The sequence below is a fragment of the Rickettsia endosymbiont of Pantilius tunicatus genome (genome assembly GCF_964291875.1).
Taxonomy (GTDB): Bacteria; Pseudomonadota; Alphaproteobacteria; order Rickettsiales; family Rickettsiaceae; genus Rickettsia.
On sequence record NZ_OZ198175.1, the window covers coordinates 1,121,316 to 1,145,572 of the forward strand.

Consider the following 24,257-nt stretch of genomic DNA (forward strand, 5'->3'; position numbering starts at 1 on the left):
CTCTTTAAAAATTAATTCCAAGCTCGTCAGTTAAAATACTCATCAACTCTAGTCCGGTTTTATTCTTCCATTTCCCTTGCTCATAGAAAAAATGGTAAGGTCCGCTAACAGGAGATGATAACCAAATTTCCTTAGCTGCACTTTGTTTATTTATTACATATGTGCCGTCAGCTGTATCGATATTTAATATATCACTTTGTAGGTCTACATCTATGTCTTGATTTTGTTCTTCAATCCTATCTGCTATATGTGCAATTACTGTCTCAGCTATTTTACTAAATTCACTATTATTCATAATTTTCTTTTGGTTTTTCAGGGTCAATTATAGGGGTTTTTACTAAACTCTTCCTATACATCTCAACAAATCTATTATGATCATTAAGGTTATTAGAAAAATTATGCCCACCTTTTCCATCAACTACAAAAAATAATGCATCTGTTTTAGCAGGTTTTACCACTGCTTCTAGAGATTTTAATGAGGGACAGGAAATTGGTCCTGGCGGCAAACCTTTAATATAATAAGTATTATATGGCAATTCTTGCAATAAATCTTTTTTAGTTAAAGCTCTTGCTAGCTTAAACTTCCCTTCCGTTAAAGCATATATAGTAGTAGGATCAGCTTGCAGCTTCATATTCTTTTTTAAACGATTAATGAACACTGTGGCAATGATAGGTTTTTCTGCATCAGAACCCGCTTCTTTTTCTACTATAGACGCAAGCGTTAATATATCAAGTCTAGTTTTTAATGGAGAATCAGGTGAAAGATTTAACATCACTTTATCTAAGTTATTAGACATTAGATTTCTCATTTGGTCTATTATTCGTTCTTTTTGATCTCCGTATGAAAAGAAATAGGTTGATGGCATTAGATATCCTTCAGGTATTATTCCTTTTATTTCCCCCATTAAACGTTTTTCTTCATTAATTTTTTTTACAACTTCCTGAACTACAGTACCCTCAGGCACTATTATTTTATGTATTACAGACTTGCCGCTTGCTAAAACTCTTAAAGTTTGCAACGGCGATATATTATGCGTGAAAATATACTCACCACTTTTAAGAGGATTTTTTATGGAGTAAATTTTAGCAATTATTTTAAAAACTTCCGGATATTTTATTACTTTATTAGAGTAAAGTTTTGTAACTATTTGGTTTATAGATAATTTAGGCTCGATAATTATTGTCTTAGTTTGAGCTAAATTACCCGGTACAAAAATATAAAATACACCAAAATTTAATATGGTAATAAATGTAATTAAAGATAGTATGGCTAAAAAAAATTTGATTTTTAATATATTTTTTAACATTTTTTATAAAACTTAGAAAATAATAATATTACCATGAAATATGGTTTTTTCTTGACATTCAAAATAACATGTAGTAGAAATAACTTAAAGTTTGGTTAAGATCATATATTTGCTAATAATTATATGCTTCTTATAAAATAGATCAAGAGTTTTAAAAATTTAGCACTGAAATATTTGGATTATATTAAAAGATTATAGTAGATATCACTCTATTTTAGAAATTATGAACCTCCAAATTTGACTTACCAACCTTTGAAATATCAAAGGTATAGCAAAAAGCAATGAAGTTCAGACATTAAATTTGCGAGCGAGATTGCAGAGCGTATACTAAATACGTGAGCACAATCGAGACCCGCTAAATTTGATGTATCAACTTTATTGCTTGAAGCTATATATATACTGATCTTAATAAGAGGCATTATATAATATGACACAAGATCAAGACAACGATCCAAAAAATAACGAAAGCGATAAGCTAAAATCTTTGCATAATAAATTAGGAAGCATTTCAGGTTTCTTAATGACAATGCGTTCTGACACTATTGAAGAACAAAAGAAAATTTCGCATGATTTAAAAGCTTTAATGAAACAGATTAATACTATGCAAAAAAGTATAGAAATATATTTTATTGTTATATTAGTATTAATGTTTTTTATGACACAAAAAATGCTTTGGAGCGGTTCAAGCAAAAACCTTTCTCTTTTAACAAATTTATTTTAAGAATTCTTGTCTAATAATTTTTGTAGCTAAATAAGATGGATATATGTTTGATTTAAACCCTAACTCTTGTAAAATCTTGTGACTTTCCATTATTTGCTTATCAACTTCCTGAGAAGTTAACAATAACTCTTTTAATTTACCACTAATAAGATTAGCTTCACAATTAAATTGAATAAATTCCGGAATTATTTCTCTATTCCCTATTATATTAATCAAAGTAACATATTTGATTTTTATTAATAACCTAATAATAATAAAACTAAAAACATTAACTTTGTACGCTACAATCATAGGAGTACCGGAAGCTGCTATCTCTAAAGTATTAGTACCTGATTTGGCTAATGCTAAGTCAGAGACAGCATAGCTTTTTAATCTTTCATATGAGAATATATAATCAAACCTAACCTTTTCTAAAAAAGGCTTTATTATTCTTTCATGATCAGGATTTGCAAGCGGAAATATCACCATAAGGTTTTTATGGTTATCATAAACTTTTTCAATAGCAGGGATAAAAATTGGTAGATGCCTTAAGATTTCCACTTTTCTACTTCCAAGAGTAACGCATAAAACTTTTGTATCCTCATCTATTTCAAGCTCTTGTTGCAAAGCTGCCTTATCACTATAAAACTCCTGCTCCATTATTGGGTGACCTATATACCTACAATCAAGCCCAACTTTAGTAAAATATGGTGGCTCAAAAGGTAGTAGAGCAAATAAACAATTATAGATTTTTGCATATTTTGCTGCCCTGCCCTCTTTATAAGCCCAAACTGATGGTGCAACAATATGAATCATCTTAAGTGCTGGCAAACGCTCTCTTACCTTAGCTGCCACGCGGTAAGTAAAACCAGGCGAGTCAATAGTAATTAATATATTAGGTTTATTATTTATTATATCTTCAACTGTTTTATTAATTAATTTTTTTATCTTGAAAATATGCGGTATTACTTCAAAGAAACCCATAAAATTTATTTCAGATATCGGAAACAAGGTTTCAAAATTGCCAGCTTCTTCCATATTTCGTCCTCCTATTCCAATAATCTTTAATTCTTGATCATTTTTTAGATTCTGAATTATACGACCACCGATAAAATCTCCCGATGCCTCACCTGCTATGAAGTAAATTTTTTTCATTTTATTTAAAAGTTCTAAATTATTTCTTAAGTTTCTCAATCTCTGTTTTAGCTTTTCAATTTCCTCTATAATTAACCCTGTAGCTCTCATTATTGTATTTATATTTACACCATCAAGTAGTTAAGTTCTTTGCTATCTCAATATTTCTTCTAGCTTCACCTCTAGCTTCAGCTTTTTTAAGAGTATTAGTTTCAATTCTAAGCCATTTTAAGCGGTCTTCATACTCTTCTCTTTTTTCTTTAGTAAAGTTTATTATCTCAAGTACTGTTAACGCTTTTTTTAAATCTTTATTATCTAACTTTTTAGGAAGGTTATCCTTATTAAGCAAATCATGACGTGTTAAAAAAGCTAGCCACATATCTAAAGCATTTTTAACTTTTTCTACTATATCCGATATGTCTTCTTTAGCACCCTTGGCAAACTTATTGAGCTCTATCGTGTGTAATTCTATATCATAAAAATATTTTAAGCCGGTGTCTTTTTCATGTAAATTAAAAATATTATGATATTTATCTGTATCCCTAATACTTGTAAAATTAAGAATATGAATACCTATCGTTTTATTTAACTTTGCGTAATCGTCCCCCTCTTTTAATTGCTGCGTATACATTTTTGCCCAATAATATAAGGCTCTTTGATCATAATCCGCTTCATCCGTTACTTGTATTTCAACGTTAAACATTTTACCGCTTTCACTTTGTGCTTTAATATCAAGTACAGAAAGTTTATCTGCTTTAAAATTTTTCGGATTGTACGGATTAAGTAGTGTTACCTCTACAATTTGATCTTCCTTGCCTACTATTGAATTAACAAGCGATATTAGTAAATCTTTGTTCTCTTCTACTCCAAAGATTTTTTTAAATGCTAAATCTACACGAGGATTAATTTCAGACATGTTAATTATTACCTTCCATATTATCTATTATCATACCATAAACTGCATAAAAATTCCAGTTATGCATTTATCAATACTCCATTTTACGATAGCTTAAAGCTTCAGCAATATGCAGCTTTAAGACCTTGTCCTCATCTTCAAGATCAGCTATAGTACGTGCTACTCTAAGAATTCGGTTGTAAGCACGCATTGATAAACGAAACTTACTTGCAGCTTCATTTAGTAAATCTTTACCCTCATCTACGGGCATTGCATAATCTATCAATAACTGACCATCCAATCTATTATTTGTTTTAATATTATATCCATCATATCTTCTTTCTTGGATTATGCGTACTTTTTCTATTCTTTTAGCAATATCTTCTGATTTTTCTTCAGAACTCTCATTTGTTAAATCATAACTATAAATATTAATATTAGGTACTTCTATATGCAGATCAAATCTATCCATAATAGGACCAGAAATTTTCATTTTATAATCATCACTACATTTTGGAGCTTTAACACATTCTTTGTACGGATCACCCAAATAACCACATTTACAAGGGTTCATGGCTGCTATTAGCTGAAAATTTGCTGGATATTTTATATGAGCATTTGATCTTGAAATTAGTATCTCACCATTTTCGATAGGTTGCCTTAAAGATTCAATAACATGCCCAGGGAATTCAGGCAGTTCATCTAGAAATAATACTCCGTTATGAGCAAGTGTAATTTCCCCTGGTTTTACTTTTTTTCCAACCCCTCCCCCAACCATAGCAGCGAGTGAGCATGAATGATGAGGAGTTCTAAATGGTCTTGTCCTAGTAAACTTACCATCCAAAAACTTTCCAGCAATACTTGTTACCATGCTACATTCTAAAATCTCTTTCACAGACATTTTAGGCAATATCCCAGGCAGGCAGCTTGCAAGCCTTGATTTACGTACCAGGAGGACCAAACATTAATAAATTATGACCACCTGATGCAGCAATTTCTAAAGCTCTTTTAGCTATATTCTGTCCTCTTACATCTTTAAAATCAGGATAATTTACCGGTTCATCTTGGATGATAGCTTCTGGAGGAGTTAGAACTTGTGAGCCCTTAAAATGATTTACTAGTTCAATTAAATTACCTGCTACAAGTATGTTATCATTACCTGACCAAGCAACTTCAGAAGCATTTTTATTTGAACAGATTAGACCTTTACTTCTTGAGGTAGCACCAATTGCCGCAGGTAATGCACCGTTTACCGGCAATATTGAACCGTCTAATGATAATTCGCCTATTATTAAATATTCCGCTATTTCAGTTTCCGGTAGAATATTCATAGAAGTAAGTATTGCACAAGCAATTGCAAGGTCGAAATGGCTACCTTCTTTTACTAAATCTGCTGGAGCTAAATTTATTAAGATTTTTTTGGTGGGTAATGCAAGCCCTATAGAAGATAAAGCTGCTTTAACTCGCTCTTTTGACTCAGCAATAGTTTTTGTCAGCAAGCCCTACTATGGTAAAGGCAGGTATACCTGGAGATATTTGTACCTGCACATCAACATCAGTGATATCAATCCCGTTGAATGTAAGACTTGCTATATGAATTATCATTTTTTATGAGTACTACTTTTAATTGGAAAAGCATACTACAGAACAAACTTTGCTAAGTCAAGATTAGTTAGTATTTTTGACAATTGATTTTCTACAAATTTATCATCTATAGATATTTTTTCACCTTGCATTTCACTAGCTCTAAAGCTTATATCTTCAAGTAAATTTTCAAGTATAGTATGCAATCTTCTTGCTCCTATATCCTCGATTTCTAAATTAACTGTAGTAGCGTAATCTGCAATTTTCTCTATAGCGGAATTCGTAAATTCAAGTTCTACCTTTTCAGTACCTATTAAAGCCGAATATTGCTTTATTAAACTAGTTTCAGGCTCAAGTAATATCTTGATCATATCTTCTTTAGTTAATGAATTCAGCTCTACCCTAATAGGTAATCTTCCTTGCAATTCAGGTAATAAATCTGATGGTTTTGCAATGTGAAAAGCTCCTGAAGCAATAAATAATATGTGATCGGTTTTAACAGGACCATATTTTGTGTTAACTGTTGTTCCCTCAATCAAAGGTAGTAAATCCCTCTGCACGCCCTCTCTACTTATTTCAGAATTTTTTGCTCCAGAATTAGCTACTGAGGCAATCTTATCAATTTCATCAATGAATACTATCCCATCATTTTCAACTAGATTAATTGCCTGCTGGATAATTTTTTCCTGATCGATTAATTTTTCAGACTCTTCTGATAAAATTATACTCATCGCTTCTTTAACTAACATTTTTTTTGTCTTAGTTTTAGTCGTCCCAAAAGCTCTTCCTATCATATCACCAAGATTAAGCACTCCCATAGATGCTCCAGGCATGCCAGGTATTTCAAAGCTACCTCCGCCTACAGGTGCTGTATCAGCTACATTAATTTCGATTTCTGTATCATCAAGCTCGCCACTTAAGATTTTTTCTTGAAACTTTTCTCTCGTCTCGTTACTTGAAGTCTTACCTACTAGACTATCTAGTACTCTCTCGATTGCTTTCTCACGTGCATTAATATCTACTTCTGTTTTAGCTATCGTTTTTTGAGTATTGACAGCTATTTCTACTAAATCACGAATTATTGATTCTACATCACGCCCTACATAGCCAACTTCGGTAAATTTTGTTGCTTCTATTTTATAAAAAGGAGAATTAGTAAGTTTAGCAAGTCTTCTTGCAATTTCTGTTTTACCGACTCCTGTTGAACCTATCATTAAGATATTTTTTGGTACTATTTCATTACGTAAGTTTCCCTCTACTCTTTTACGACGACCACGATTTCTAAGAGCAATAGCAACGGCTTTTTTAGCCTTTTCTTGACCTACGATAAATCTGTTAAGCTCGTTAACTATTTGGGATGGGGTAAGCCCCATAGGGTCTTTTTTATTATTAGTAGTTTTAGTAGATTTCATACAACTTTTTCCGTTATAATATTATGGTTAGAAAATACACAAAGATCTGCTGCTATATTCATAGATTTTAAAGCAATTTCTTCAGCAGTTAGAGGATTATCGTAAGACATTAAAGCACGTGCTGCCGATAAGGCAAACAGACCACCTGAGCCTATTGCGGCAACATTATTTTCTGGTTCAACAACATCACCGTTACCAGTTAAAATTAATATATGATTACGATCAGCAACAATCATCATTGCTTCTAAACGACGTAAATATTTGTCGCTACGCCAATCTTTTGCAAGCTCAACTGCACTTCTAAGCAAATTATGCTTATGTTGCTCTATTTTTACTTCTAGCTTTTCAAATAAAGCAAGCCCGTCAGCAGTAGAACCAGCAAAACCTGCAATAATTTTATTATTTGCTATAGTTCGTAATTTTCGAGCAGTAGATTTTAATACTGTATTGCCGTGTGAAACTTGTCCATCTGCTGCTATAATTATTTCTTCGTTCTTTTTTAAACAAAGTATTGTAGTGCCATGTAAGGCTAAATTATCTGACATAATGTAAAATTTATTGATATTAATTTGCTGATTAAGTAATATATTCATTATTACTTAGACTAGTATACGAAGATCAACTTGGAAAAGAGCAAGGAGTTTATAAGTCAAGGAGCGGAGCATATACTTAATACGTGAGCACCGCAGATCTTATTGAGACGACGTAGCCAATTTTTCAAGTTCATCGAGTATAGTTATAATTATTCATTTTCCTGTGAATTTTCAAGATTTAAATAATGAATATATACGCAATATACATTAACCCTACACAAAAAAATAATAATTTTATTGTCATTAAAGAAAGTTTTTCATGGACAGCAGCTCTTTTAAGTGTATTCTGGGCACTATACCATAAAATGTGGTTACCTGTTATTATAGCTATAGCAATAAACATAGTAGCAATGACAATTAACATATCGGAGTTAACGCTTGCATTAAAGCTAATTGTTATGTTAATATTTGGTTTTTTTGCTGCTGATATTAGAGAAAATCATTTAAAAAGAAATGATTATACGCTTAAAGATATAGTAATTGCTGGTTCACAAGTAGAAGCTGAATTAAAATTTTTGGAGCGTAATAGTTATGTACAATAAAGAAAATATTTTTGCAAAGATTATCAATAAAAATTTACCGGCAGAAGTAATTTATGAAGACGAGCAGGTTTTAGCATTTAAAGATATAGCACCTGTCGCACCAGTACATATTATTGTTATACCTAAAAATGAATATATTGATTACGCCGATTTTATTTCTAAAGCTTCAGTGGAAGAAATAAAGCATTTTTTTGCTAAGATTTCTGATATAGCAAATAAAGCAGGTCTAGATAAAGATGGGTATCGCTTAATCACTAATAAAGGCGAGAAGTCCGGACAAACTATTTTTCATTTCCATTTTCATATTATTGGTGGTGAAAAACTTATTGGATTAATTAAGTAAAAATGACTAAGAAATATAATATTGCTGTTATCGGTGCTACTGGAAATGTCGGTCGTGAAACCTTAAATATTTTAGCAGAACGTAATTTTCCTATTAGTAAAATCTATGCTGTTGCCTCAAATAATTCTATTGGAAAAAAAGTTAGTTTTGGCGAACAAGTATTACAAACAAGCAGCTTAGATGATTTAGATTTTGAAGAAATAGATATTGCACTTTTTTCAGCAGGTTCAGAAGTATCAAAAAAATTTATACCAAGTGCTATAGCTAAAAATTGTGTTGTTATCGATAAATCTTCTTTTTTTAGGCTAAGCGAAGATATTCCTTTAATTGTACCTGAGGCTAATTTATCAACACTTAAAGACTTTGCTGTTAAAAATATTATATCGAATCCCAACTGCATTGCAATTCCTCTTGCAGTTGTACTTAAACCATTAGATAATGAAATAAGGATAAAAAGAGTTGTAATATCTACTTATCAATCAGTATCCGGAGCAGGTAAAGCAGGAATGGATGAACTTTACGATCAAACAAAATCTAAATATATCTATGAAGAGAAAGATCCCAATATATTTCCAAAACAAATTGCATTCAATCTATTTCCTCACATAGGCGATTTAAATAAAGATGGTTATACAAGCGAAGAGTCAAAAATTGCTTTAGAACTACAAAAAATCATTGGTGATCATCTTAAAGTTAGCGTAACTTCTGTACGAGTACCTGTATTTGTTGGTCATTCTATATCCGTTAATATAGAATTTAGTAGTAAAGTGGATGCTAAAGAAGTTGAGGAAATACTAGAAGATGCAGACGGGGTTATTACAATTTCACAAACTAAAGATGCTGCTTATATTTCACCTATTGAAGTAGTGGGCGAAGACGCTGTATATGTCTCACGTATTAGAGATGATGCGAGTAAAGAAAATGCCATAAATTTATGGATTACATGTGATAATTTACGTAAAGGAGCTGCTTTAAATAGCGTTCAAATTGCTGAAGAATTAATTAAATTATTTATAAAATAATTAATATGGATAATAAAAACACTGCCTTAAATAAAAAAAATCCTTTGATGATAGCACTTGGAGAGTGCCGAACAGCTTTCTGGATAGTTTTTTGGTTTGCCTTTGTAATTAATTTACTAATGCTAATTACCCCCCTTTATTCTTTGCAAGTTTTAGATAGAGTACTTGGTAGTGGTAATTTATACACCTTATTATATCTGTCGATAATAATTGCTTACATTTACTTTGTTTACGGCTTACTGCAAATTGCTCGTTCTTTTACTCTTATAAAAGTGGGGGAATGGCTTGATAGAACAGTAGCACCGGTGATTTTTGCTTCCTCGATTTCAGCAGCAGCAACACGTGCAAATATGGGATCTAGCCAGCTATTACGTGATTTTCAATCCGTTAAAACATTTCTAACAAGTACCGGAATTAATACCTTATTTGATGCACCTTGGAGTTTGATCTATATTGCTGTTATTTTCTCGATTCATCCATATATCGGTTTTATTACGGTCTTTGGTGCAATTGTGATAGTTTCAACTGCTTTTTTTAATGCGGCGGCTACTAACAAAACCTTAGGTGAAGCTACAGAATTCTCAATTAAAGGTATGACGCAAGCCGACATTGCTAATAGAAATGCCGAAGTAGTCGAAGCAATGGGGATGATGAAAAATGTCACAAAAAACTGGCATAAATTTAACTTAGCAGCACTTGATAAGCAATCAACTGCTAGCTATCGTAATGGCGTTATTTCTAACTTTTCAAGATTTATCCGTAACATAATGCAAATGGCAGTTACTGGCGTTGGTGCTTATCTTGTTGTAGAAACTCATGGTGCGTCAATGACTCCTGGTAATATGATTATGAGCTCTATTATAGTTGGTAGAGCACTTGCTCCTTTTGATAATGCTATTGAGTTATGGAAAAGCATGAGCGGAGCTATTAAATCATTCAAAAATATTAACAACCTATTTAATACTTATGCTTCTCGTGACGAAGCAATGCCGATTCCAAATGTTGAGGGACATTTAACTGTAGAAAATATTTATTATGCTCACCCTATTCCAAAATATATGCCACAACCACCTACACCAAAATATATTTTAAAAGGTGTAAGTTTTGCGGTACAACCAGGTGAAATTTTAGCAATTATTGGACCATCAGCAACCGGAAAGTCAACTTTAGCTAAAATCATAGTTGGTGTATGGCGAGAATCCTCAGGCTCAGTACGTTTAGATGAGGCTGAAATTTATCGTTGGAATAGAGAAGATTTTGGCAGACATGTCGGTTATTTGCCTCAAGGAATAGAGCTTTTCAGTGGTAGCATCAAGCAAAATATTGCTAGAATGGAAGAAAATGCTAATCCACAAAAAGTTATCGAAGCAGCTAAGCTAGCCGGTGCTCATGAAATGATATTAAGATTTCCTGACGGTTATGATTCAGATATAGGTCCTGCTGGCTCTAATTTATCAGGCGGACAAAAACAACGTATAGGACTTGCTAGAGCGTTTTATGGTGATCCAAAACTAGTAATTTTAGATGAGCCTAATGCTAATTTAGATGAAGCAGGAGAAGTAGCACTTGCGAGTGCTTTAAAGCAAGCAAAACTAAAAGGAATATCAGTCGTTGTAATTTCACATAGACCTTCTGTATTATCAGTTGTTGATAAAATATTAATATTACAGGATGGAGCTGTTGCAGTTCATGGAACACCAGATGAAATTCAAAACCACTTTAAAACTTTAAAAGGCGGCACAATTCATATTAATAATAAATAGTGCAAAATCGTCGTGAGCTACACGACTAAAAGGAGCGTATAGTGAAAATTAAAGTATGGCTCTGATGTCATTCCCGCATAGTCGGGAATCCTAGCATAAAGCAAGATAAAATCGAGTTTTAGTTTTAAAAATTTATTGTATTTATGATATTTTTTCTGGATTCCCGCCTATGCGGGAATGACATCGAGGATGTTTATCGAACCATGCGGGCAATGCCCTAAGCTCTTCACAATGACAAAAAATAATAATGATTGAATATTATGCAGGACTTAAAAAACAATAAACCTCAAATTACGCCGGAACAGTTAAAGCAATTACTGTCCTTGAGAGAAAATTCACTAAGCCTTAAAGGTCAAAGCTCTAAACGTAAAGCTTTAATCAATGGGGCGCTAAAAAAGACCTCACACGCAATAGAATTTTTACTTTTAAAGCTTGATAGGTTTGTTAATTTTGTCACCAAAAAAGCCGATAAAGATCGTAATGATGTTGCACAAACAGCAAGATCACCTATCCTTTTTGGTATTTATGTTATTATTTTCTTAGTATTAATCGGTGGTGTTTGGATGGCTGTCGCACCACTTGATAGTGGAGCTGTTGCAGTTGGAATATTAATGCCAAGCACAAATAAGAAGACAATTCAACATCATGAGGGCGGAATAATCAAAGCTATTTACGTGAAACAAGGCGATAAAGTTAAAGCAGGTGATAAGCTAATAGAACTTGAAGAAACCAGAATAAAAAGTGACCATGAGAGCACTTTAAGTCAATATCGCACTGCTTTAGCTACTGAAAATCGTTTAATTGCTGAGCGTGATAATTTAGAACAAATAGAATTTTCTGATTTTTTAATGCAAGATATTAATTTACCGGAAGTCGCTAAAATAATGCACACCCAGGAAAATTTATTTAGATCAAGAAAAGAAGTATTTAATTCAGAAAAAGATGCATTGCAACAACGTATTTCTCAACTTGAAAAGAGAGTTGAAGGCTTAGAAGCAAAAAAAGTTGCTGCAACTAAAACAGCCGAGGTTTATCAAGATCGCTTAAAAGCTTTAAAAACTTTAAAAGAAAAGGGTTTTGTACAGAAAGCTGCTTTATTAGAACAAGAAGCAAAAGTTGCTAGTGCAAAAAGTGACGTTGCGACGACTGACACGGAAATAGCAGGAACGCACCATTCTATTACTGAAGCTCAAATTAGTATTATAACTCAACAAAATAAATATACTGAAAGAACTTTAACCGAACTTCGTGAAGCCCAAGTACAGGCAGCAAGCTTAAGAGAAAAATATAACTCTTTAACTGATTCACTTAATCGGATAGTAATCAAATCGCCTGTTGATGGTATAATTAATAATCTAAAACATCATACAATTGGTGGTTATATAGGTCATGGACAGACTATTATGGAAATTTCACCTACTAACGATCCATTAATTATAGAAGCAAAAGTATCACAAAAAAATATAGATTCAGTACATGAAGGACTGGTTGCAAAAATACGCTTTAGTGCTTTTAAATCACGTACTACCCCAACATTTACCGGTAAAGTAGTCAGTATATCACCGGATATTGTTCAAGATGAAAGACAACATCCTGGTCAGCAAGATAACTACTATATTGCTAGAGTAGAGATTGATATGGATGAATTTAATAGAATTGCTAAAATAAAAAATTTGGAATTACATCCAGGTATGCAAGCCGAAGTACAGATCGTTACTGGAACTAGAACATTGCTTAGATATCTCCTTGATCCTGTAATTGACACAGCATTTAAGGCATTCAGAGAGAAGTAATTTAATTTCAACGTTATTGCGGAAAAAAAACTGGTGGTATTGCATGGTTCGAAAAATGTCCTGTATGTCATTCCTAGCTAAAAGCAGGAATCCAGCATAAAGCAAGATAACCTAAGCTTTTAGTTTTAAAATATTTATTGTATTTATTTAATTTTTTCTGGATTCCCGCCTACGCGGGCAATGCCCGCACGGGAATGACATCAAAGCCATGTAACAAACTAGGTACAAGCCACGATATAACAATAAAACAAAATTATATGAATAAATCATTACTCTCCCTACTAGCTCTAATGTTACTCAATTTTCAAACTTATGCTAATCAAGATTCAGGGTTTAATTATAGATTTTCTGAACAAGATAAACATGTTATTCATATATTAACTATTGATCCTAAACGTTTTGATTTAAAGTTAGTTAAAGCTCACAATCAGGTTATAGGTAGAGAAACAGTAGAAGAAATAGCCCTGCGTACGAATGCTATTGCTGCTATTAACGCAGGCTTTTTTGAGATTGCAGGGAGTGATGATGGCAGACCAAGTCTTACTTTAATGGTTGACGGCAAGTTGTTTAGCCTTAGAAAGCAAATGCAAAGTTTGTTAATTTTAGATCAAGACAATATTCAAATTACTAAAAACTCAGCAAAAATTTCAGTTAAGATAGGTGATAAGCTTATTATTCCAAATCAAGTTAATTATTTTTCTAATCCTAAAGATGTTACTTTGTATAATGATGTTTGGGCTTCTACTACTCTTACTCCTTACACTAATAAAGAAATATTGATTGATGAAAATTTTGTAGTAACAGGAATAAGCAAACATGGTGACAATCTCATACCCTCAAAAGGTTTTGTGCTATCTTTTCCAAGCAGCATAGCATTACCATCAATAAAAACAGGTGATAGCGTAAAACTAAATCTAGAATTTTTGGACAAAGACGAAAAACCTATGACTTTTAGCAAAACTGCTTCTATGGTAACTGGTATTCCTATGTTGGTTCAAGCTAGCAAATCTGTGGTGGATAAAATTGATAATAAGGAAGGTTCCCATGCTCGTACTGCTATTGGAATACGGACCGATGGTGTCATAGTTATAGTTGTTGCCGAACATATTTATAAGCAACATATAAAGGACTTAAATTAGTACAGGTTAGATCAATTCTTAGGAAAGAAAAAGGTATAAATATTGAAAAACTAACACTTGATGATGCTTTAAAAATTTTAGAAAAACAGTTTGTTAATGATCAAACAGTAGGTCTAACTAAAGCAGAACTTGCAGATTATATGATAAGCCTTGGTTGTGAATCCGCCATCAACTTAGATGGTGGCGGCTCTTCAACTTTATTCATGAACGGAAAAGTTGTTAATAAGGTGACAGGCGATGAAGACGAAGGGTTAGGAGAACATATTCAGCGTCCCGTATCTGATGCAATAATTATATTACCAAAACAATAAATATTACAGCTTGACACTAATTTATAATGATTTTACTGTATTATAATAATTAATAAGTTGGAGGTAAAATATTATGCCAAAACCAGGACAAAAAGATCATATACTTGCTAAAGGTCATAAATTATATACAGTCAAACAAGGCGACACATTGTAGAGTATATCTAAAAACGAATGCGGAGGAAAAGGTGCAAACTGGAAAGATACTGTCCTTGCATATAATCAATGGCTAATAGATGAGGGACGTTATGATCAAGCTACAGAACACGTATTAATAAAGGTAGGTGAAGTACTTGATATATATACCGATTTTTATTGATGATATAATCCACATTTAGAAGTTTGCCCTCGTGGATCGAAAAATGTCTTATATGTTATTCCGTTGATCGCAGGAATCCAGAAAAAAAGCATAAATACAGCAAATTTTTAAAATTAAAAGCGTAGGTTATCTTGCTTTATGCTGGATTCCTGCGATCAACGGAATAACATCAGAACCACGCAACAATACCTACACAGGAATGACATAATATATTTTTCAACTCATATAACAACGCTATGTTCTCCTGCTTAAAATAAAAATATGATATTATCTTACATCGGTATATTATTAGTAATTATTGGGCTGTTTGCCATATTTTCAGGTATTATCGGTTTTTTTCGTTTTCCTGATTTTTATACAAAACTACACGCCGCAAGTGTTATTGAAAGCTTTGGAGTACCAATTTGCTTAATAGGTTTTGCATGCTTTACAGGAAACTTTTTTAATTGCCTTAAGCTGCTTCTAGCTGCTCTATTAATTTTCTTATTAAATCCGGTAGCAACTCACGCTCTTGGTAAAGGATCACTACTTTCAATGCTATCCTTGCGAAAGCAGGAATTTAGGAAAAAGTAAAACAATGTTTATGCATTTAAATTTTGATCTAAGCAATTACTTACTTAATCTTATTGTTTTTTTACTTGTTATCATTTCGATTAAAATCATTTTAGCTAAAGATTTATTGGAAGCAGTAATGCCTAGCTCAGCATTTAGCTTATTAATTGGTGTATCTTATTTACTTATGGATGCACCAGATGTTGCGATGACTGAAGCAGCCCTTGGAGCGTGCCTATCAACCTGCGTATATTTAAATTTATTACGCAAATTACCCTCTAACTTACAAATAATCCAAAGAACTAGAATTATTCCAGCAAGCTTTGTATGTTTATTATTTGTAGTAACTCTTACTTACATGGGGATTGAACTAACAAATTATGGTGATGAACATGCCCTACTTCACACACATCTAACTAAATATTATGTAGAAAACACTAGTAAGGATATTGGAATACCATCTTTTGTAGCAGCTATTTTAGCTAGTTATCGAGGGTATGATACCTTAGGCGAAACTAGCGTAATTTTAATTGCTGGAATTTCTGTGTTATTAGTATTTTCATCGGAAAAAAAAGAAGATGCTATAGAACATAATATACAACACAAGATCCCGTGGCGGGCTCACGGGATGACAGTTTTACTTAAAGAATACAAAATAATAAAAAACATCTCTATTTTTATAGTACCTTATATAATTTTATATAGCTTGTATATTCAGCTTAATGGGGAAGCATCACCTGGTGGCGGATTTCAAGCGGGCGTTATATTTGCCTCTTCTCTTATTGCTTATGATTTAGTATATGGTAGTCAAAAGTTAAATCGATATTTTTCAGTAAATACATTAATAACCATTGCTGCTTTAGGTGTTATGATATACGGATTTACCGGTGTAATATCAATATTTTTTAATGACAATTACTTAAACTATTATTCTCTAGCAAACTTTATTAACGATAGGCTAACTGCTCAACATATAGGAATATTTGCTGTAGAGATAGGCATAGGTTTAACAGTTTCTGCTATTATGTACTCAATTTACAACTCATTTAACAATTGTGAATAGCTTGTTTTTACTAATCAAACGTGAATTTATCGTGCAGAATCGTATTAATAATATGATTAAATATCTGATGATATTTTTTCTATTTTGTATTATTAGCACTACTTTAATCAACAGCCATGAAGATATCAAGAAATTTGGCTTAATTTTTTCTGTAATTTGTTTGTTAATTTCATTGATTGGTTTTTCTTCTATTATATTTAAGTCAGATTTAGAAGATGGAAGCTTAGAATTAATGTTATCTGTAGTTAATCCAACTAAAATAGTACTGGCTAAATTTTTTGCGATATTTATAAGTAGTACGATAGGGATAATTTTAACATTACCTATTATTTATGTTTTTTTCAGCCAAACCTTACTAGAAATAATATTTTTCTTTATCAGCGTCTGGCTTGTATTAATTTTATCAAGTAGCTTAGTAGTGTTATCGGGTAGTATGCAAAGCTATTTTAGGGTTAATGCTAATTTTATCGGCATATTTATTATGCCTTTGCTAATTCCCAGTATTATAATGACAGGGTTAGTGCTACAAGATAATAATTTACAATTAATTTTCATTATGACAGGTATTAATTTATTAATCTTACCTATTTCATTTGTCTTAAGTTCATATTTAATCAGAAATATTTACAGCATAATATGATTATTTTCTTTATTTTTAATAGTATAATAGTATAAGATAAGATAATAAATTTTTTTGAGAAAATAATATGTGGCAAGCTTTACGAAGGTTAGTTGCAGCTAACCCTATGGGCGTTTTTTTATGGGGCATTATTACTAAATGGTATATAATGATAGCTGTTGCATCATTAATAGTATTATTTTATGTAGTAAAAGGGCTTGAGAAAATCGGCTTTATAGACTATTTTAGCAGAACAACAGTTGAGATATTAGACACTAGTAAAGCTATTGCTCAAAATTGTACTGTAAAACTTGGTCCTGACTGGGATCATTTAGTTAACTTTTGGAATTGCTTAGGTGATCCAGGAAAATATGAGGTTAAAGAAGGTACAGGAGAAAAAGAATTACAGCAAGGTGTAGAAAAGCTTATTAAAAAGCCTGAAGATGGTGGCGAAGGTGATGGCACTGTTCCCGAACCGCATACTCCAATAGTAAATCCTTATGACAACAGTAATAATACGAATACAAACTAAATATGTCAGATACTGAAGATACTACTAACAATACAAAACAAACCTCTCGTCGTGATTTTATGGTCCTAACGGCTAGTAGCGTTGCAGCGGTTGGAGCTGCATGTACGCTTTGGTCTCTTATTGATTCTCTAAACCCTTCAGCCGATGTTCTTGCTTTATCATCAATCGAAGTTGATCTATCAAATATTGCGATAGGTCAAACAGTTACAGTTAAATGGCAAGGAAAGCCGGTATTCATTACCAATCGCACTCCGGATAAAATTGCTGAAGCAAGGGCTGTAAAAATGTCAGAGCTAATCGACCCTGAAGAAGATCAAGCACGTGTAAAAGCTGGGCACGATAATTGGTTAGTAACAATTGGTATCTGCACGCATTTAGGTTGCGTACCCCTTGCAAATCAAGGTGATTATGATGGCTGGTTCTGCCCGTGCCATGGTTCACAATATGATTCATCAGGTAGAGTAAGAAGAGGTCCTGCACCTTTAAATTTAGCAGTACCGCCCTACACTTTTATTAGCGACAAAAAAATTAGAATCGGGTAATTATCTATGAGCGACAACATTACCCCAAAAACTGGAAAGACTAATGCTATTATAGAGTGGATAGACTACCGTCTTCCGGTCTTCTCTTTTCTAAAGCATTTTAGCCATTATCAAACTCCAAAAAACCTTAGCTATTTATGGAATTTAGGCTCTATTGCCGGTATTGCGTTAGTAATTCAAATAATTACTGGTATTATACTTGCAATGCATTATACGCCGCACGTTGATCATGCTTTTGATAGCGTTGAAAAAATCATGCGTAACGTTAATTATGGCTGGTTACTGCGTTATACTCATGCTGTTGGTGCCTCAATGTTTTTTGCAGCCGTATATTTACACATAGCAAGAGGACTATATTATGGCTCGTACAAAGCACCGAGGGAATTACTGTGGCATATCGGTATAATCATTTTCCTAACTATGATGGCAACGGCTTTTATGGGTTACGTACTACCTTGGGGACAAATGAGCTACTGGGGTGCAACAGTTATTACTAATCTATTCTCAGCTATTCCGCTTGTAGGCAAGTCTATAGTTACATGGTTATGGGGTGGTTTTTCGGTAGATAACCCAACGTTAAACAGATTCTTTTCACTACATTATTTATTGCCGTTTATTATCGTTGCTCTTGTGATGCTTCATTTAGTAGCATTGCATCAACATGGTTCAAATAATCCGAAAGGTATTGATGTTAAAGGTCCTAAAGATACGATTCCATTTCATCCTTATTATACGATTAAGGATTTTGTTGGTTTCGGAGTTTATTTCATAATATTTGCCTATTTTATTTTTTATGAGCCGAATTATTTAGGTCATCCGGACAATTACATTCCTGCAAATCCATTAGTTACACCTGCTCATATTGTTCCTGAATGGTATTTTCTACCATTTTATGCAATATTACGTGCTGTGCCGTCCAAGCTTGGTGGTGTACTACTAATGTTTGGCAGCATATTCGTGTTGTTTTTATTACCTTGGCTAGATACTTCAAAGGTAAGAAGTGCCAACTATAGACCAATATATCGCATTGCTTTTTGGATATTTATGGCAGATTGCTTATTGCTCGGTTATCTAGGCGGACAGCCGGCAGAAGAGCCTTATATTACTATAAGTAGATTTGCTGCATGCTATTACTTCTTCCATTTTTTAGTAGCCTTGCCATTAATAGGTAAATACGAAAAGCCACTACCACTACCGGAGGAGTTTTAGAACCGTTATTGAAATATAAAAGTCATTACGAGCCACTGAAAGTGGCGTGGCAATCTCAGAAAGTATAGCTCATGACGTTTTTGTATTATACAAATTTGTGAAACAACCAGCTGTATATATAACTACTAATAAAAAAAATGATATACTTTATACCGGTGTAACCTCTAATCTTATAAAAAGAATATACCAACATAAAAACGAAAACATTAAAGGTTTTAGTAAAAATATAATTGTAAAATATTAATATTTTATGAGCTTCATCAAACTATGGATTCAGCAATAAATAAAGAAAAACAAATTAAGGCTGGTTCAAGAAATAAAAAGATTAAATTAATAGAACAAATAAATACAAACTGGGATGATTTATATAATGAAATTATTCTATAAATAAAAATATTGTTGGAATAAAAGATAAAACCTTGATACAACAATCTCATAAAACAATAATAAACTCCTGAGATTGCTTCGTCAAAATTTTCAATTTTTCCTCGCAATGACGGTCAAAAAAACACTATGAAAACTAAATTATTTATCTCTATAATCATACTATTAATTTCTGCTTTAAGTCTAGCCAATGAGGAAGCGTTACATCCCAAAAAGATGAAATGGCACTTTGAAGGATTGCGTGGTAGTGTTGATCGTGAAGCCGCACAAAGAGGTTTTCAGGTTTATAAAGAAGTATGTAGCGTCTGCCATAGCTTAAGCAATCTATATTATCGTAATCTTAAGGATATCGGCTTTTCTGAAGAAGAGATCAAAGAAATTGCTAAAAATTATACAGTAAAAGATGGTCCGAATGATGATGGTGAGATGTTTGACCGCCCTGCTATTCCCTCTGATCGTTTTGTATCGCCTTATCCAAACGAACAAGCAGCAAGAGCAGCTAATAACGGTGCTCATCCACCTGATTTATCATTGATAATAAAAGCTCGTCATGATGGAGCTAATTATGTATATTCGCTACTTACCGGTTATGCTGAGCCGCCTATAGGTTTCAAGCTAATGAATGGTGCTCACTATAATCCGTATTTTCCAGGCGGGCAGATAGCAATGCCTCCACCTCTAATGAATGGACAGGTGACTTATATGGATGGCACTAACGCAACTATTGAACAGATGAGTCATGATGTCGCAGTATTTTTACAATGGGCAGCTGAACCGGAAATGGAACATCGTAAATCTATGGGACTTAAAGTTATGATGTTTTTAGTAGCGTTTACTATCTTTTTCTATATTGCCAAAAACCGCATCTGGTCGAATTTAAAATAGTGGATAATGTTACCCATACCTGAAAAAATATAACATTTTTTTAAAAATGTCCGGTACTATTGTTACAAAGACGCCATAGCCAATTTTTCAAATTGATACTATCGTCTATCAACTCTTCATTTATTAGCAGTATATATACCGCAAATACTTCAAAAGTTGGTAAGTCAAATAAGCGGTGAGTCTGCGGAACGTAGATAAACTAAGTGAGCAAAGACGAATCTCACAATTTGGCTTACCAAATCTTGAAGTATTAAAGGTATATAACTATCTTCCTCTATCTTGATCTTTATTCACCTTTACAGATTTAGACAAAGTAGTACGAAGTTGATTAATATTTTTTGTTGCAATTACTGCTTTACCAAAAGTATCTTTCATATGTGCTACTTTTTCTTTGATAAAACTTTTCTTTTTACTATTGCTCTGCTCTTCATTTTTAGAAGTAATAGGAGGTGTAGATTTGGTAATAGCACTTTCAGATGGTTTATTTTCTTGATATTTTTCACCAATATTATTAGCAATCTTTTTAACATTTTCGGTGGAAATATGATAAGAGGATTTGCCAGGCAAAGCAAGTGCAGCTTTTGAAAGCATAGTCTGCTTTTCTTTCAAGTCTTTAGTTATATTATTTATTATTTCTTCTTTATTTTCTGCTAATTTCGAAGCAGAAATATTTTGTAAAGACTCAGAAAGTGCTCCAGTAATCTTAGTTTTATGCTCTTCGTCTAGTTTAAAATTTTCATTTTCTAGATTTTTTAATGTAGCATCAACTATATTATTTGTTAAAAGTTTAGAAAATGGTTTGCTGATTTTAGAGATTTTTTCTTGAGCTTCTTTATCAGTAAGTTTTGTTTCATTAATTCCCATCTCTTTATCAGTTTTATGTTGAGGCGGGGCAGGAGTTTTATCGTTTAATTTATTTACTCTTATATCTCTTAATTTATCTTCTAAGCCATATTGTTCTTGAGGAGGTAAATTTTTGTAATGTTCAGTATTTCTTGCAAGTGGAGCAATAAGCATAAAACCTACTGATTTAGCTATCCTAGTTTCTTTAGGATCTGAAGATAAACCGGAACGCTTATCATAGAATCCTCCTTTATCTGCCAAAGTAGCATAATGATCTTCGATAGCAGGAGATAATTTAGGGGGTATGAAATTGCCCTCTTTATCAAATTCCGCTTTCATGCCTGTTTTTTCTGCTTCTAACTGCAATAATTCTTGAAAAATTTTAGTTTCAGCAATTCGGCATTGAAAATTTGGATCAGTTTCTTGTGATAATTTATCAGCTTGCTGCATTACCATAGAGTTTAGCTTATGTAATGCATTGGGAGTTAAATTATCTCCTAAATTCTTAACAAACTCTGTTCTCTCTTTTGGATTGCTCTCAAAACTACTGCTTAAAGTAGCCACATCTTCTTTCGTTGGTTCTCCTTTAACTATTCGTTCTAACACATCTTCATTAACATAACCCTTTGTTATTTCGCTTGGTGAATCAGGCATAATATTCTTACTTTAAGTTAATAATTAAAGTTTATTATTATTTAACAATATTTTACTAATTATTATGAACACTTAGTGCAAAATATATACCCTGCTATATTAATTTTAACATACACCCTTTTCTTTTACTTAATCTTCGTTTATTCGAGGTATATTTATGATTACTTTACTTGCAGCAATAACAGGTTTTATTAGTTCTATAATTCCTGAAATTTTGAAAATATATAAAGATATCAATGACAAAAGACATGAGATAGATATTCTAGATCGCCAAATTGCTAACAACAAACTTAACCAATCTAAAACTTTTACCGAACTTACAATATCACAAGAAATGGCAGAACAGCATGCCCTTTATTCTACTTATAAATCTGGAGTTAGTTGGGTTGATGCTTTAAACGGCTCGGTAAGACCGGTACTGCTTATAGTTTTTTTGCCATGTACGGAATAGTTAAATATGTTCAATATAAATCATTAAAAAGCTCTGCTCTATTAGTTCAATATTTAGATATATGGTAAATTAAGTTGAAGTTTGCGTATTAAAGAATTGAATTAAAGCATTATATAATTGATCAAATTGAGTAATTGTAGCTTTAATCCATCGCTTCATATTGGCCCAAAATTTCTCTATTGGATTTAGATCAGGGGAGTAAGGTGGTAAGAATATTATCCTACAACCTACTGATTCTATTAGTTCTTTGGTCCTTTGAGACTTATGGAAAGCAGCGTTATCCATCACTACAACTTGTCCAGGTTTTAGCTCTTTTATTAAAAATTCTCCAACCCAACTTTCAAATAATTGTCTATTACATGTTCCATTAAATATCATCGGTGCTATACACTCTTTATTAACATAACCAGCTATGATATTTGTTCTGTTGTAATATTTACCGCTTTTTTTACCAATAAGTTTTTCGCTTTTTTTGCCCCATCCTCTATCTTTGCAGATATTTATCTCAATACCACTTTCATCAATATATACAAGATGTTCTATTGGTGTATCTTTTATGACCTCTTGGTACTTATCTCGCTTTTCTTGACTTGCTTCCAAGTAGGAAAAGTCTTTTTTTTATAGCTAAAACCTAGTTGCTTTAACCAATAATACGCACCCACAGAACTCATATTAAAATACGTACCCATTTCTAATAATGTGAAATTAGGATTAGAACTCACGTACAACTCAACATCTTGACTTGTTACCCGTCCTTTTTTGCCTCCTATTCTTCTTGCTAAATAATGTCCTTCGGACTTATATCTCTTATACCAATTCCTTACTGTGTTTGCTGCTATTTCAAATCTTATCGCAGTGCTATTGCAGCTATTACCTCTTTCTACATATCCTATAACTCTTTTTCTAAAATCTTGACTATATGATCTTGGCATTTTCCTTTATATATATCATCCCTATACTCAAACCTCAACTTAATTTACTATATTATGGACTATTGACGATCAAACCATCTTTGCAGGTATTATTAGCTTTTATTTTGGTCAACGTACTTTCAACAAGCTTTGGAAATATAAGACTTGAATTTTAATAAAATGAATTTATATATTTAGAATAATAAATATATAAGAGGGCTAGTATCATGAAAATTAAAGCTTACATCCCAGCTATAGCAGCTGTTATTTTATCTAGTAGTGCTACATTAGCAAATCAAAATCAAGAACATAACTCTAATCATACAACTTCCTTACATCAAGCAATAGAATTACTAGACAATCAGATTACAAATATTGATAATCTATTTAAAAATAAGTTACCTTTTTATGAATCTAGTAGTATTAAGAGTAAATTTATTACTAAAGACACACAATATATTATTATTATGGAAGTACCAGGCTTTGATAAAAATCATATCAAAATTAAAATAAATAGTAATAAATTGTTTGTTAAAGGAAACATTGAAGATGAAAATAAAGCCGATGATTCAAATAATTATATGAATAAGAATTTTAATTATATAATATCTTTATATGAGGATGTAGATCAAAAAAATATTTCTTCAAGTCTAAAAAACGGTATACTTACTATTACCTTGCCACGCATAGAGGTTAAAGAGCAGGACGCAAAAGAAATACCGATTAATTAAATATAGCTTTAAGAAAGGTTAAATCAT

General features: G+C 32.4%; 30 protein-coding genes. 18 read left to right on the top strand and 12 right to left on the bottom strand.

Annotation, left to right across the window (positions count from 1 at the left end):
* Positions 1–4: 4 nt before the first annotated feature.
* Positions 5–295: an iron donor protein CyaY gene (cyaY, locus tag ACICQC_RS06530; RefSeq protein ID WP_395476432.1), complete on the bottom strand. Its 291-nt coding sequence runs from the start codon at positions 293–295 to the stop codon at positions 5–7.
* On the bottom strand, positions 288–1,307 hold the full coding sequence (gene mltG / locus ACICQC_RS06535) for an endolytic transglycosylase MltG (RefSeq protein WP_395476433.1): 1,020 nt from the start codon (positions 1,305–1,307) through the stop codon (positions 288–290). Before mltG ends, cyaY begins: the two co-directional genes overlap by 8 nt.
* 427 nt (positions 1,308–1,734) lie before the next feature.
* Between mltG and ACICQC_RS06540 the strand changes: the two genes are divergently transcribed.
* Positions 1,735–2,028: a hypothetical protein gene (locus ACICQC_RS06540; RefSeq protein ID WP_011477479.1), complete on the top strand. Its 294-nt coding sequence runs from the start codon at positions 1,735–1,737 to the stop codon at positions 2,026–2,028.
* Here the strand turns inward: ACICQC_RS06540 and lpxB are convergent.
* The 7 genes from lpxB to hslV all read right to left on the bottom strand — a co-directional run bounded on the left by lpxB (position 2,020) and on the right by hslV (position 7,577).
* Positions 2,020–3,162, bottom strand: a complete 1,143-nt coding sequence (lpxB, locus tag ACICQC_RS06545; RefSeq protein WP_395477672.1) for a lipid-A-disaccharide synthase — start codon at positions 3,160–3,162, stop codon at positions 2,020–2,022. The two genes, ACICQC_RS06540 and lpxB, sit on opposite strands and share 9 nt — an antisense overlap.
* 112 nt (positions 3,163–3,274) lie before the next feature.
* Positions 3,275–4,057 (bottom strand): Rpn family recombination-promoting nuclease/putative transposase, encoded by a 783-nt coding sequence (locus tag ACICQC_RS06550; protein WP_395476434.1) that lies wholly within the window; start codon positions 4,055–4,057, stop codon positions 3,275–3,277.
* A 70-nt stretch (positions 4,058–4,127) separates the two neighbouring features.
* Positions 4,128–4,937, bottom strand: a complete 810-nt coding sequence (locus ACICQC_RS06555) for an ATP-binding protein (RefSeq protein WP_395476435.1) — start codon at positions 4,935–4,937, stop codon at positions 4,128–4,130.
* A gap of 40 nt (positions 4,938–4,977) precedes the next feature.
* Positions 4,978–5,535: a magnesium chelatase domain-containing protein gene (locus tag ACICQC_RS06560; RefSeq protein ID WP_395476436.1), complete on the bottom strand. Its 558-nt coding sequence runs from the start codon at positions 5,533–5,535 to the stop codon at positions 4,978–4,980.
* Positions 5,513–5,641, bottom strand: a complete 129-nt coding sequence (locus tag ACICQC_RS06565) for an ATPase (protein ID WP_395476437.1) — start codon at positions 5,639–5,641, stop codon at positions 5,513–5,515. Before ACICQC_RS06565 ends, ACICQC_RS06560 begins: the two co-directional genes overlap by 23 nt.
* Before the next feature lie 35 nt (positions 5,642–5,676).
* The gene (hslU, locus tag ACICQC_RS06570; protein WP_395476438.1) at positions 5,677–7,032 is read right to left on the bottom strand and encodes an ATP-dependent protease ATPase subunit HslU; all 1,356 of its coding nucleotides are present in this window, start codon (positions 7,030–7,032) and stop codon (positions 5,677–5,679) included.
* On the bottom strand, positions 7,029–7,577 hold the full coding sequence (hslV, locus tag ACICQC_RS06575; RefSeq protein ID WP_011477485.1) for an ATP-dependent protease subunit HslV: 549 nt from the start codon (positions 7,575–7,577) through the stop codon (positions 7,029–7,031). Before hslV ends, hslU begins: the two co-directional genes overlap by 4 nt.
* 233 nt (positions 7,578–7,810) lie before the next feature.
* Here hslV and ACICQC_RS06585 point away from each other — a divergent pair, with 233 nt between their 5' ends.
* From ACICQC_RS06585 to ACICQC_RS06655, 15 genes are all read left to right on the top strand, one after another.
* The gene (locus ACICQC_RS06585; RefSeq protein WP_395476439.1) at positions 7,811–8,167 is read left to right on the top strand and encodes a DUF2628 domain-containing protein; all 357 of its coding nucleotides are present in this window, start codon (positions 7,811–7,813) and stop codon (positions 8,165–8,167) included.
* Entirely contained in the window at positions 8,157–8,510 is a 354-nt protein-coding gene (locus ACICQC_RS06590) for an HIT domain-containing protein (RefSeq protein ID WP_012152003.1), read from the top strand. The genes ACICQC_RS06585 and ACICQC_RS06590 overlap by 11 nt, the downstream gene beginning before the upstream one ends.
* A 2-nt stretch (positions 8,511–8,512) precedes the next feature.
* A complete protein-coding gene (gene asd, locus ACICQC_RS06595; protein WP_395476440.1) occupies positions 8,513–9,532 on the top strand; it encodes an aspartate-semialdehyde dehydrogenase in 1,020 nt (339 codons plus the stop codon).
* Between the two features lie 5 nt (positions 9,533–9,537).
* Positions 9,538–11,295, top strand: coding sequence for a type I secretion system permease/ATPase (locus tag ACICQC_RS06600; RefSeq protein WP_395476441.1), 1,758 nt, complete (start codon positions 9,538–9,540; stop codon positions 11,293–11,295).
* 260 nt (positions 11,296–11,555) lie between these two features.
* Positions 11,556–13,088 (top strand): HlyD family type I secretion periplasmic adaptor subunit, encoded by a 1,533-nt coding sequence (locus ACICQC_RS06605; RefSeq protein ID WP_395476442.1) that lies wholly within the window; start codon positions 11,556–11,558, stop codon positions 13,086–13,088.
* A 194-nt stretch (positions 13,089–13,282) separates the two neighbouring features.
* Positions 13,283–14,227, top strand: a complete 945-nt coding sequence (locus tag ACICQC_RS06610; protein WP_395476443.1) for a phosphodiester glycosidase family protein — start codon at positions 13,283–13,285, stop codon at positions 14,225–14,227.
* A gap of 140 nt (positions 14,228–14,367) precedes the next feature.
* Positions 14,368–14,538, top strand: coding sequence for a phosphodiester glycosidase family protein (locus ACICQC_RS06615; protein WP_395476444.1), 171 nt, complete (start codon positions 14,368–14,370; stop codon positions 14,536–14,538).
* 577 nt (positions 14,539–15,115) lie between these two features.
* Positions 15,116–15,427 carry a Na+/H+ antiporter subunit G gene (locus ACICQC_RS06620; protein WP_395476445.1) on the top strand — a complete coding sequence of 104 codons (312 nt, stop codon included), beginning with the start codon at positions 15,116–15,118 and terminating at the stop codon, positions 15,425–15,427.
* A gap of 4 nt (positions 15,428–15,431) precedes the next feature.
* Positions 15,432–16,469 (top strand): DUF4040 domain-containing protein, encoded by a 1,038-nt coding sequence (locus ACICQC_RS06625; protein ID WP_395476446.1) that lies wholly within the window; start codon positions 15,432–15,434, stop codon positions 16,467–16,469.
* On the top strand, positions 16,462–17,109 hold the full coding sequence (locus ACICQC_RS06630; RefSeq protein WP_395476447.1) for a heme exporter protein CcmB: 648 nt from the start codon (positions 16,462–16,464) through the stop codon (positions 17,107–17,109). Before ACICQC_RS06625 ends, ACICQC_RS06630 begins: the two co-directional genes overlap by 8 nt.
* Before the next feature lie 67 nt (positions 17,110–17,176).
* Positions 17,177–17,620, top strand: a complete 444-nt coding sequence (locus ACICQC_RS06635; RefSeq protein WP_395476448.1) for a DUF2670 domain-containing protein — start codon at positions 17,177–17,179, stop codon at positions 17,618–17,620.
* Between the two features lie 2 nt (positions 17,621–17,622).
* Positions 17,623–18,162, top strand: a complete 540-nt coding sequence (gene petA / locus ACICQC_RS06640) for a ubiquinol-cytochrome c reductase iron-sulfur subunit (protein ID WP_395476449.1) — start codon at positions 17,623–17,625, stop codon at positions 18,160–18,162.
* 6 nt (positions 18,163–18,168) lie between these two features.
* Entirely contained in the window at positions 18,169–19,371 is a 1,203-nt protein-coding gene (locus ACICQC_RS06645; protein WP_395476450.1) for a cytochrome bc complex cytochrome b subunit, read from the top strand.
* A 46-nt stretch (positions 19,372–19,417) separates the two neighbouring features.
* Entirely contained in the window at positions 19,418–19,615 is a 198-nt protein-coding gene (locus ACICQC_RS06650; RefSeq protein ID WP_395476451.1) for a GIY-YIG nuclease family protein, read from the top strand.
* Positions 19,616–19,884: 269 nt separating this feature from the next.
* The gene (locus tag ACICQC_RS06655; RefSeq protein WP_395476452.1) at positions 19,885–20,640 is read left to right on the top strand and encodes a cytochrome c1; all 756 of its coding nucleotides are present in this window, start codon (positions 19,885–19,887) and stop codon (positions 20,638–20,640) included.
* Positions 20,641–20,904: 264 nt separating this feature from the next.
* On the opposite strand, the gene ACICQC_RS06660 is transcribed toward ACICQC_RS06655, so the two are convergent.
* Positions 20,905–22,137, bottom strand: coding sequence for a DUF5410 family protein (locus ACICQC_RS06660; protein ID WP_395476453.1), 1,233 nt, complete (start codon positions 22,135–22,137; stop codon positions 20,905–20,907).
* Positions 22,138–22,294: 157 nt separating this feature from the next.
* On the opposite strand from ACICQC_RS06660, the gene ACICQC_RS06665 reads away from it, so the two are divergent.
* Positions 22,295–22,588, top strand: coding sequence for a hypothetical protein (locus ACICQC_RS06665; protein WP_395476454.1), 294 nt, complete (start codon positions 22,295–22,297; stop codon positions 22,586–22,588).
* Positions 22,589–22,657: 69 nt separating this feature from the next.
* Here the strand turns inward: ACICQC_RS06665 and ACICQC_RS06670 are convergent, their stop codons facing one another.
* Together ACICQC_RS06670 and ACICQC_RS06675 are read right to left on the bottom strand one after the other, a co-directional pair.
* Entirely contained in the window at positions 22,658–23,188 is a 531-nt protein-coding gene (locus tag ACICQC_RS06670; RefSeq protein ID WP_395476342.1) for an IS630 family transposase, read from the bottom strand.
* Complete coding sequence (locus tag ACICQC_RS06675; protein WP_395476240.1) at positions 23,143–23,520, bottom strand: IS630 transposase-related protein; 378 nt, start codon at positions 23,518–23,520, stop codon at positions 23,143–23,145. The genes ACICQC_RS06670 and ACICQC_RS06675 overlap by 46 nt, the downstream gene beginning before the upstream one ends.
* Positions 23,521–23,726: 206 nt before the next feature.
* Here ACICQC_RS06675 and ACICQC_RS06680 point away from each other — a divergent pair, with 206 nt between their 5' ends.
* Positions 23,727–24,230, top strand: coding sequence for an Hsp20/alpha crystallin family protein (locus ACICQC_RS06680; protein ID WP_395476455.1), 504 nt, complete (start codon positions 23,727–23,729; stop codon positions 24,228–24,230).
* Positions 24,231–24,257 lie beyond the last annotated feature (27 nt).

Bases quoted from the DNA above. Each gene is read 5' to 3' on its own strand.
- ACICQC_RS06645 (WP_395476450.1), top strand. From the start codon at position 18,169: ATGAGCGACAACATTACCCCAAAAACTGGAAAGACTAATGCTATTATA.
- ACICQC_RS06655 (WP_395476452.1), top strand. From the start codon at position 19,885: ATGAAAACTAAATTATTTATCTCTATAATCATACTATTAATTTCTGCT.
- ACICQC_RS06620 (WP_395476445.1), top strand. From the start codon at position 15,116: ATGATATTATCTTACATCGGTATATTATTAGTAATTATTGGGCTGTTT.
- ACICQC_RS06605 (WP_395476442.1), top strand. From the start codon at position 11,556: ATGCAGGACTTAAAAAACAATAAACCTCAAATTACGCCGGAACAGTTA.
- asd (WP_395476440.1), top strand. From the start codon at position 8,513: ATGACTAAGAAATATAATATTGCTGTTATCGGTGCTACTGGAAATGTC.
- ACICQC_RS06555 (WP_395476435.1), bottom strand. From the start codon at position 4,937: ATGTCTGTGAAAGAGATTTTAGAATGTAGCATGGTAACAAGTATTGCT.
- petA (WP_395476449.1), top strand. From the start codon at position 17,623: ATGTCAGATACTGAAGATACTACTAACAATACAAAACAAACCTCTCGT.
- mltG (WP_395476433.1), bottom strand. From the start codon at position 1,307: ATGTTAAAAAATATATTAAAAATCAAATTTTTTTTAGCCATACTATCT.
- ACICQC_RS06540 (WP_011477479.1), top strand. From the start codon at position 1,735: ATGACACAAGATCAAGACAACGATCCAAAAAATAACGAAAGCGATAAG.
- ACICQC_RS06625 (WP_395476446.1), top strand. From the start codon at position 15,432: ATGTTTATGCATTTAAATTTTGATCTAAGCAATTACTTACTTAATCTT.
- ACICQC_RS06600 (WP_395476441.1), top strand. From the start codon at position 9,538: ATGGATAATAAAAACACTGCCTTAAATAAAAAAAATCCTTTGATGATA.
- hslU (WP_395476438.1), bottom strand. From the start codon at position 7,032: ATGAAATCTACTAAAACTACTAATAATAAAAAAGACCCTATGGGGCTT.
- ACICQC_RS06680 (WP_395476455.1), top strand. From the start codon at position 23,727: ATGAAAATTAAAGCTTACATCCCAGCTATAGCAGCTGTTATTTTATCT.
- ACICQC_RS06565 (WP_395476437.1), bottom strand. From the start codon at position 5,641: ATGATAATTCATATAGCAAGTCTTACATTCAACGGGATTGATATCACT.
- ACICQC_RS06610 (WP_395476443.1), top strand. From the start codon at position 13,283: ATGACATCAAAGCCATGTAACAAACTAGGTACAAGCCACGATATAACA.
- hslV (WP_011477485.1), bottom strand. From the start codon at position 7,577: ATGTCAGATAATTTAGCCTTACATGGCACTACAATACTTTGTTTAAAA.
- ACICQC_RS06660 (WP_395476453.1), bottom strand. From the start codon at position 22,137: ATGCCTGATTCACCAAGCGAAATAACAAAGGGTTATGTTAATGAAGAT.
- ACICQC_RS06550 (WP_395476434.1), bottom strand. From the start codon at position 4,057: ATGTCTGAAATTAATCCTCGTGTAGATTTAGCATTTAAAAAAATCTTT.
- ACICQC_RS06635 (WP_395476448.1), top strand. From the start codon at position 17,177: ATGTGGCAAGCTTTACGAAGGTTAGTTGCAGCTAACCCTATGGGCGTT.
- cyaY (WP_395476432.1), bottom strand. From the start codon at position 295: ATGAATAATAGTGAATTTAGTAAAATAGCTGAGACAGTAATTGCACAT.
- lpxB (WP_395477672.1), bottom strand. From the start codon at position 3,162: ATGAAAAAAATTTACTTCATAGCAGGTGAGGCATCGGGAGATTTTATC.
- ACICQC_RS06665 (WP_395476454.1), top strand. From the start codon at position 22,295: ATGATTACTTTACTTGCAGCAATAACAGGTTTTATTAGTTCTATAATT.
- ACICQC_RS06675 (WP_395476240.1), bottom strand. From the start codon at position 23,520: ATGCCAAGATCATATAGTCAAGATTTTAGAAAAAGAGTTATAGGATAT.
- ACICQC_RS06585 (WP_395476439.1), top strand. From the start codon at position 7,811: ATGAATATATACGCAATATACATTAACCCTACACAAAAAAATAATAAT.
- ACICQC_RS06615 (WP_395476444.1), top strand. From the start codon at position 14,368: ATGATAAGCCTTGGTTGTGAATCCGCCATCAACTTAGATGGTGGCGGC.
- ACICQC_RS06590 (WP_012152003.1), top strand. From the start codon at position 8,157: ATGTACAATAAAGAAAATATTTTTGCAAAGATTATCAATAAAAATTTA.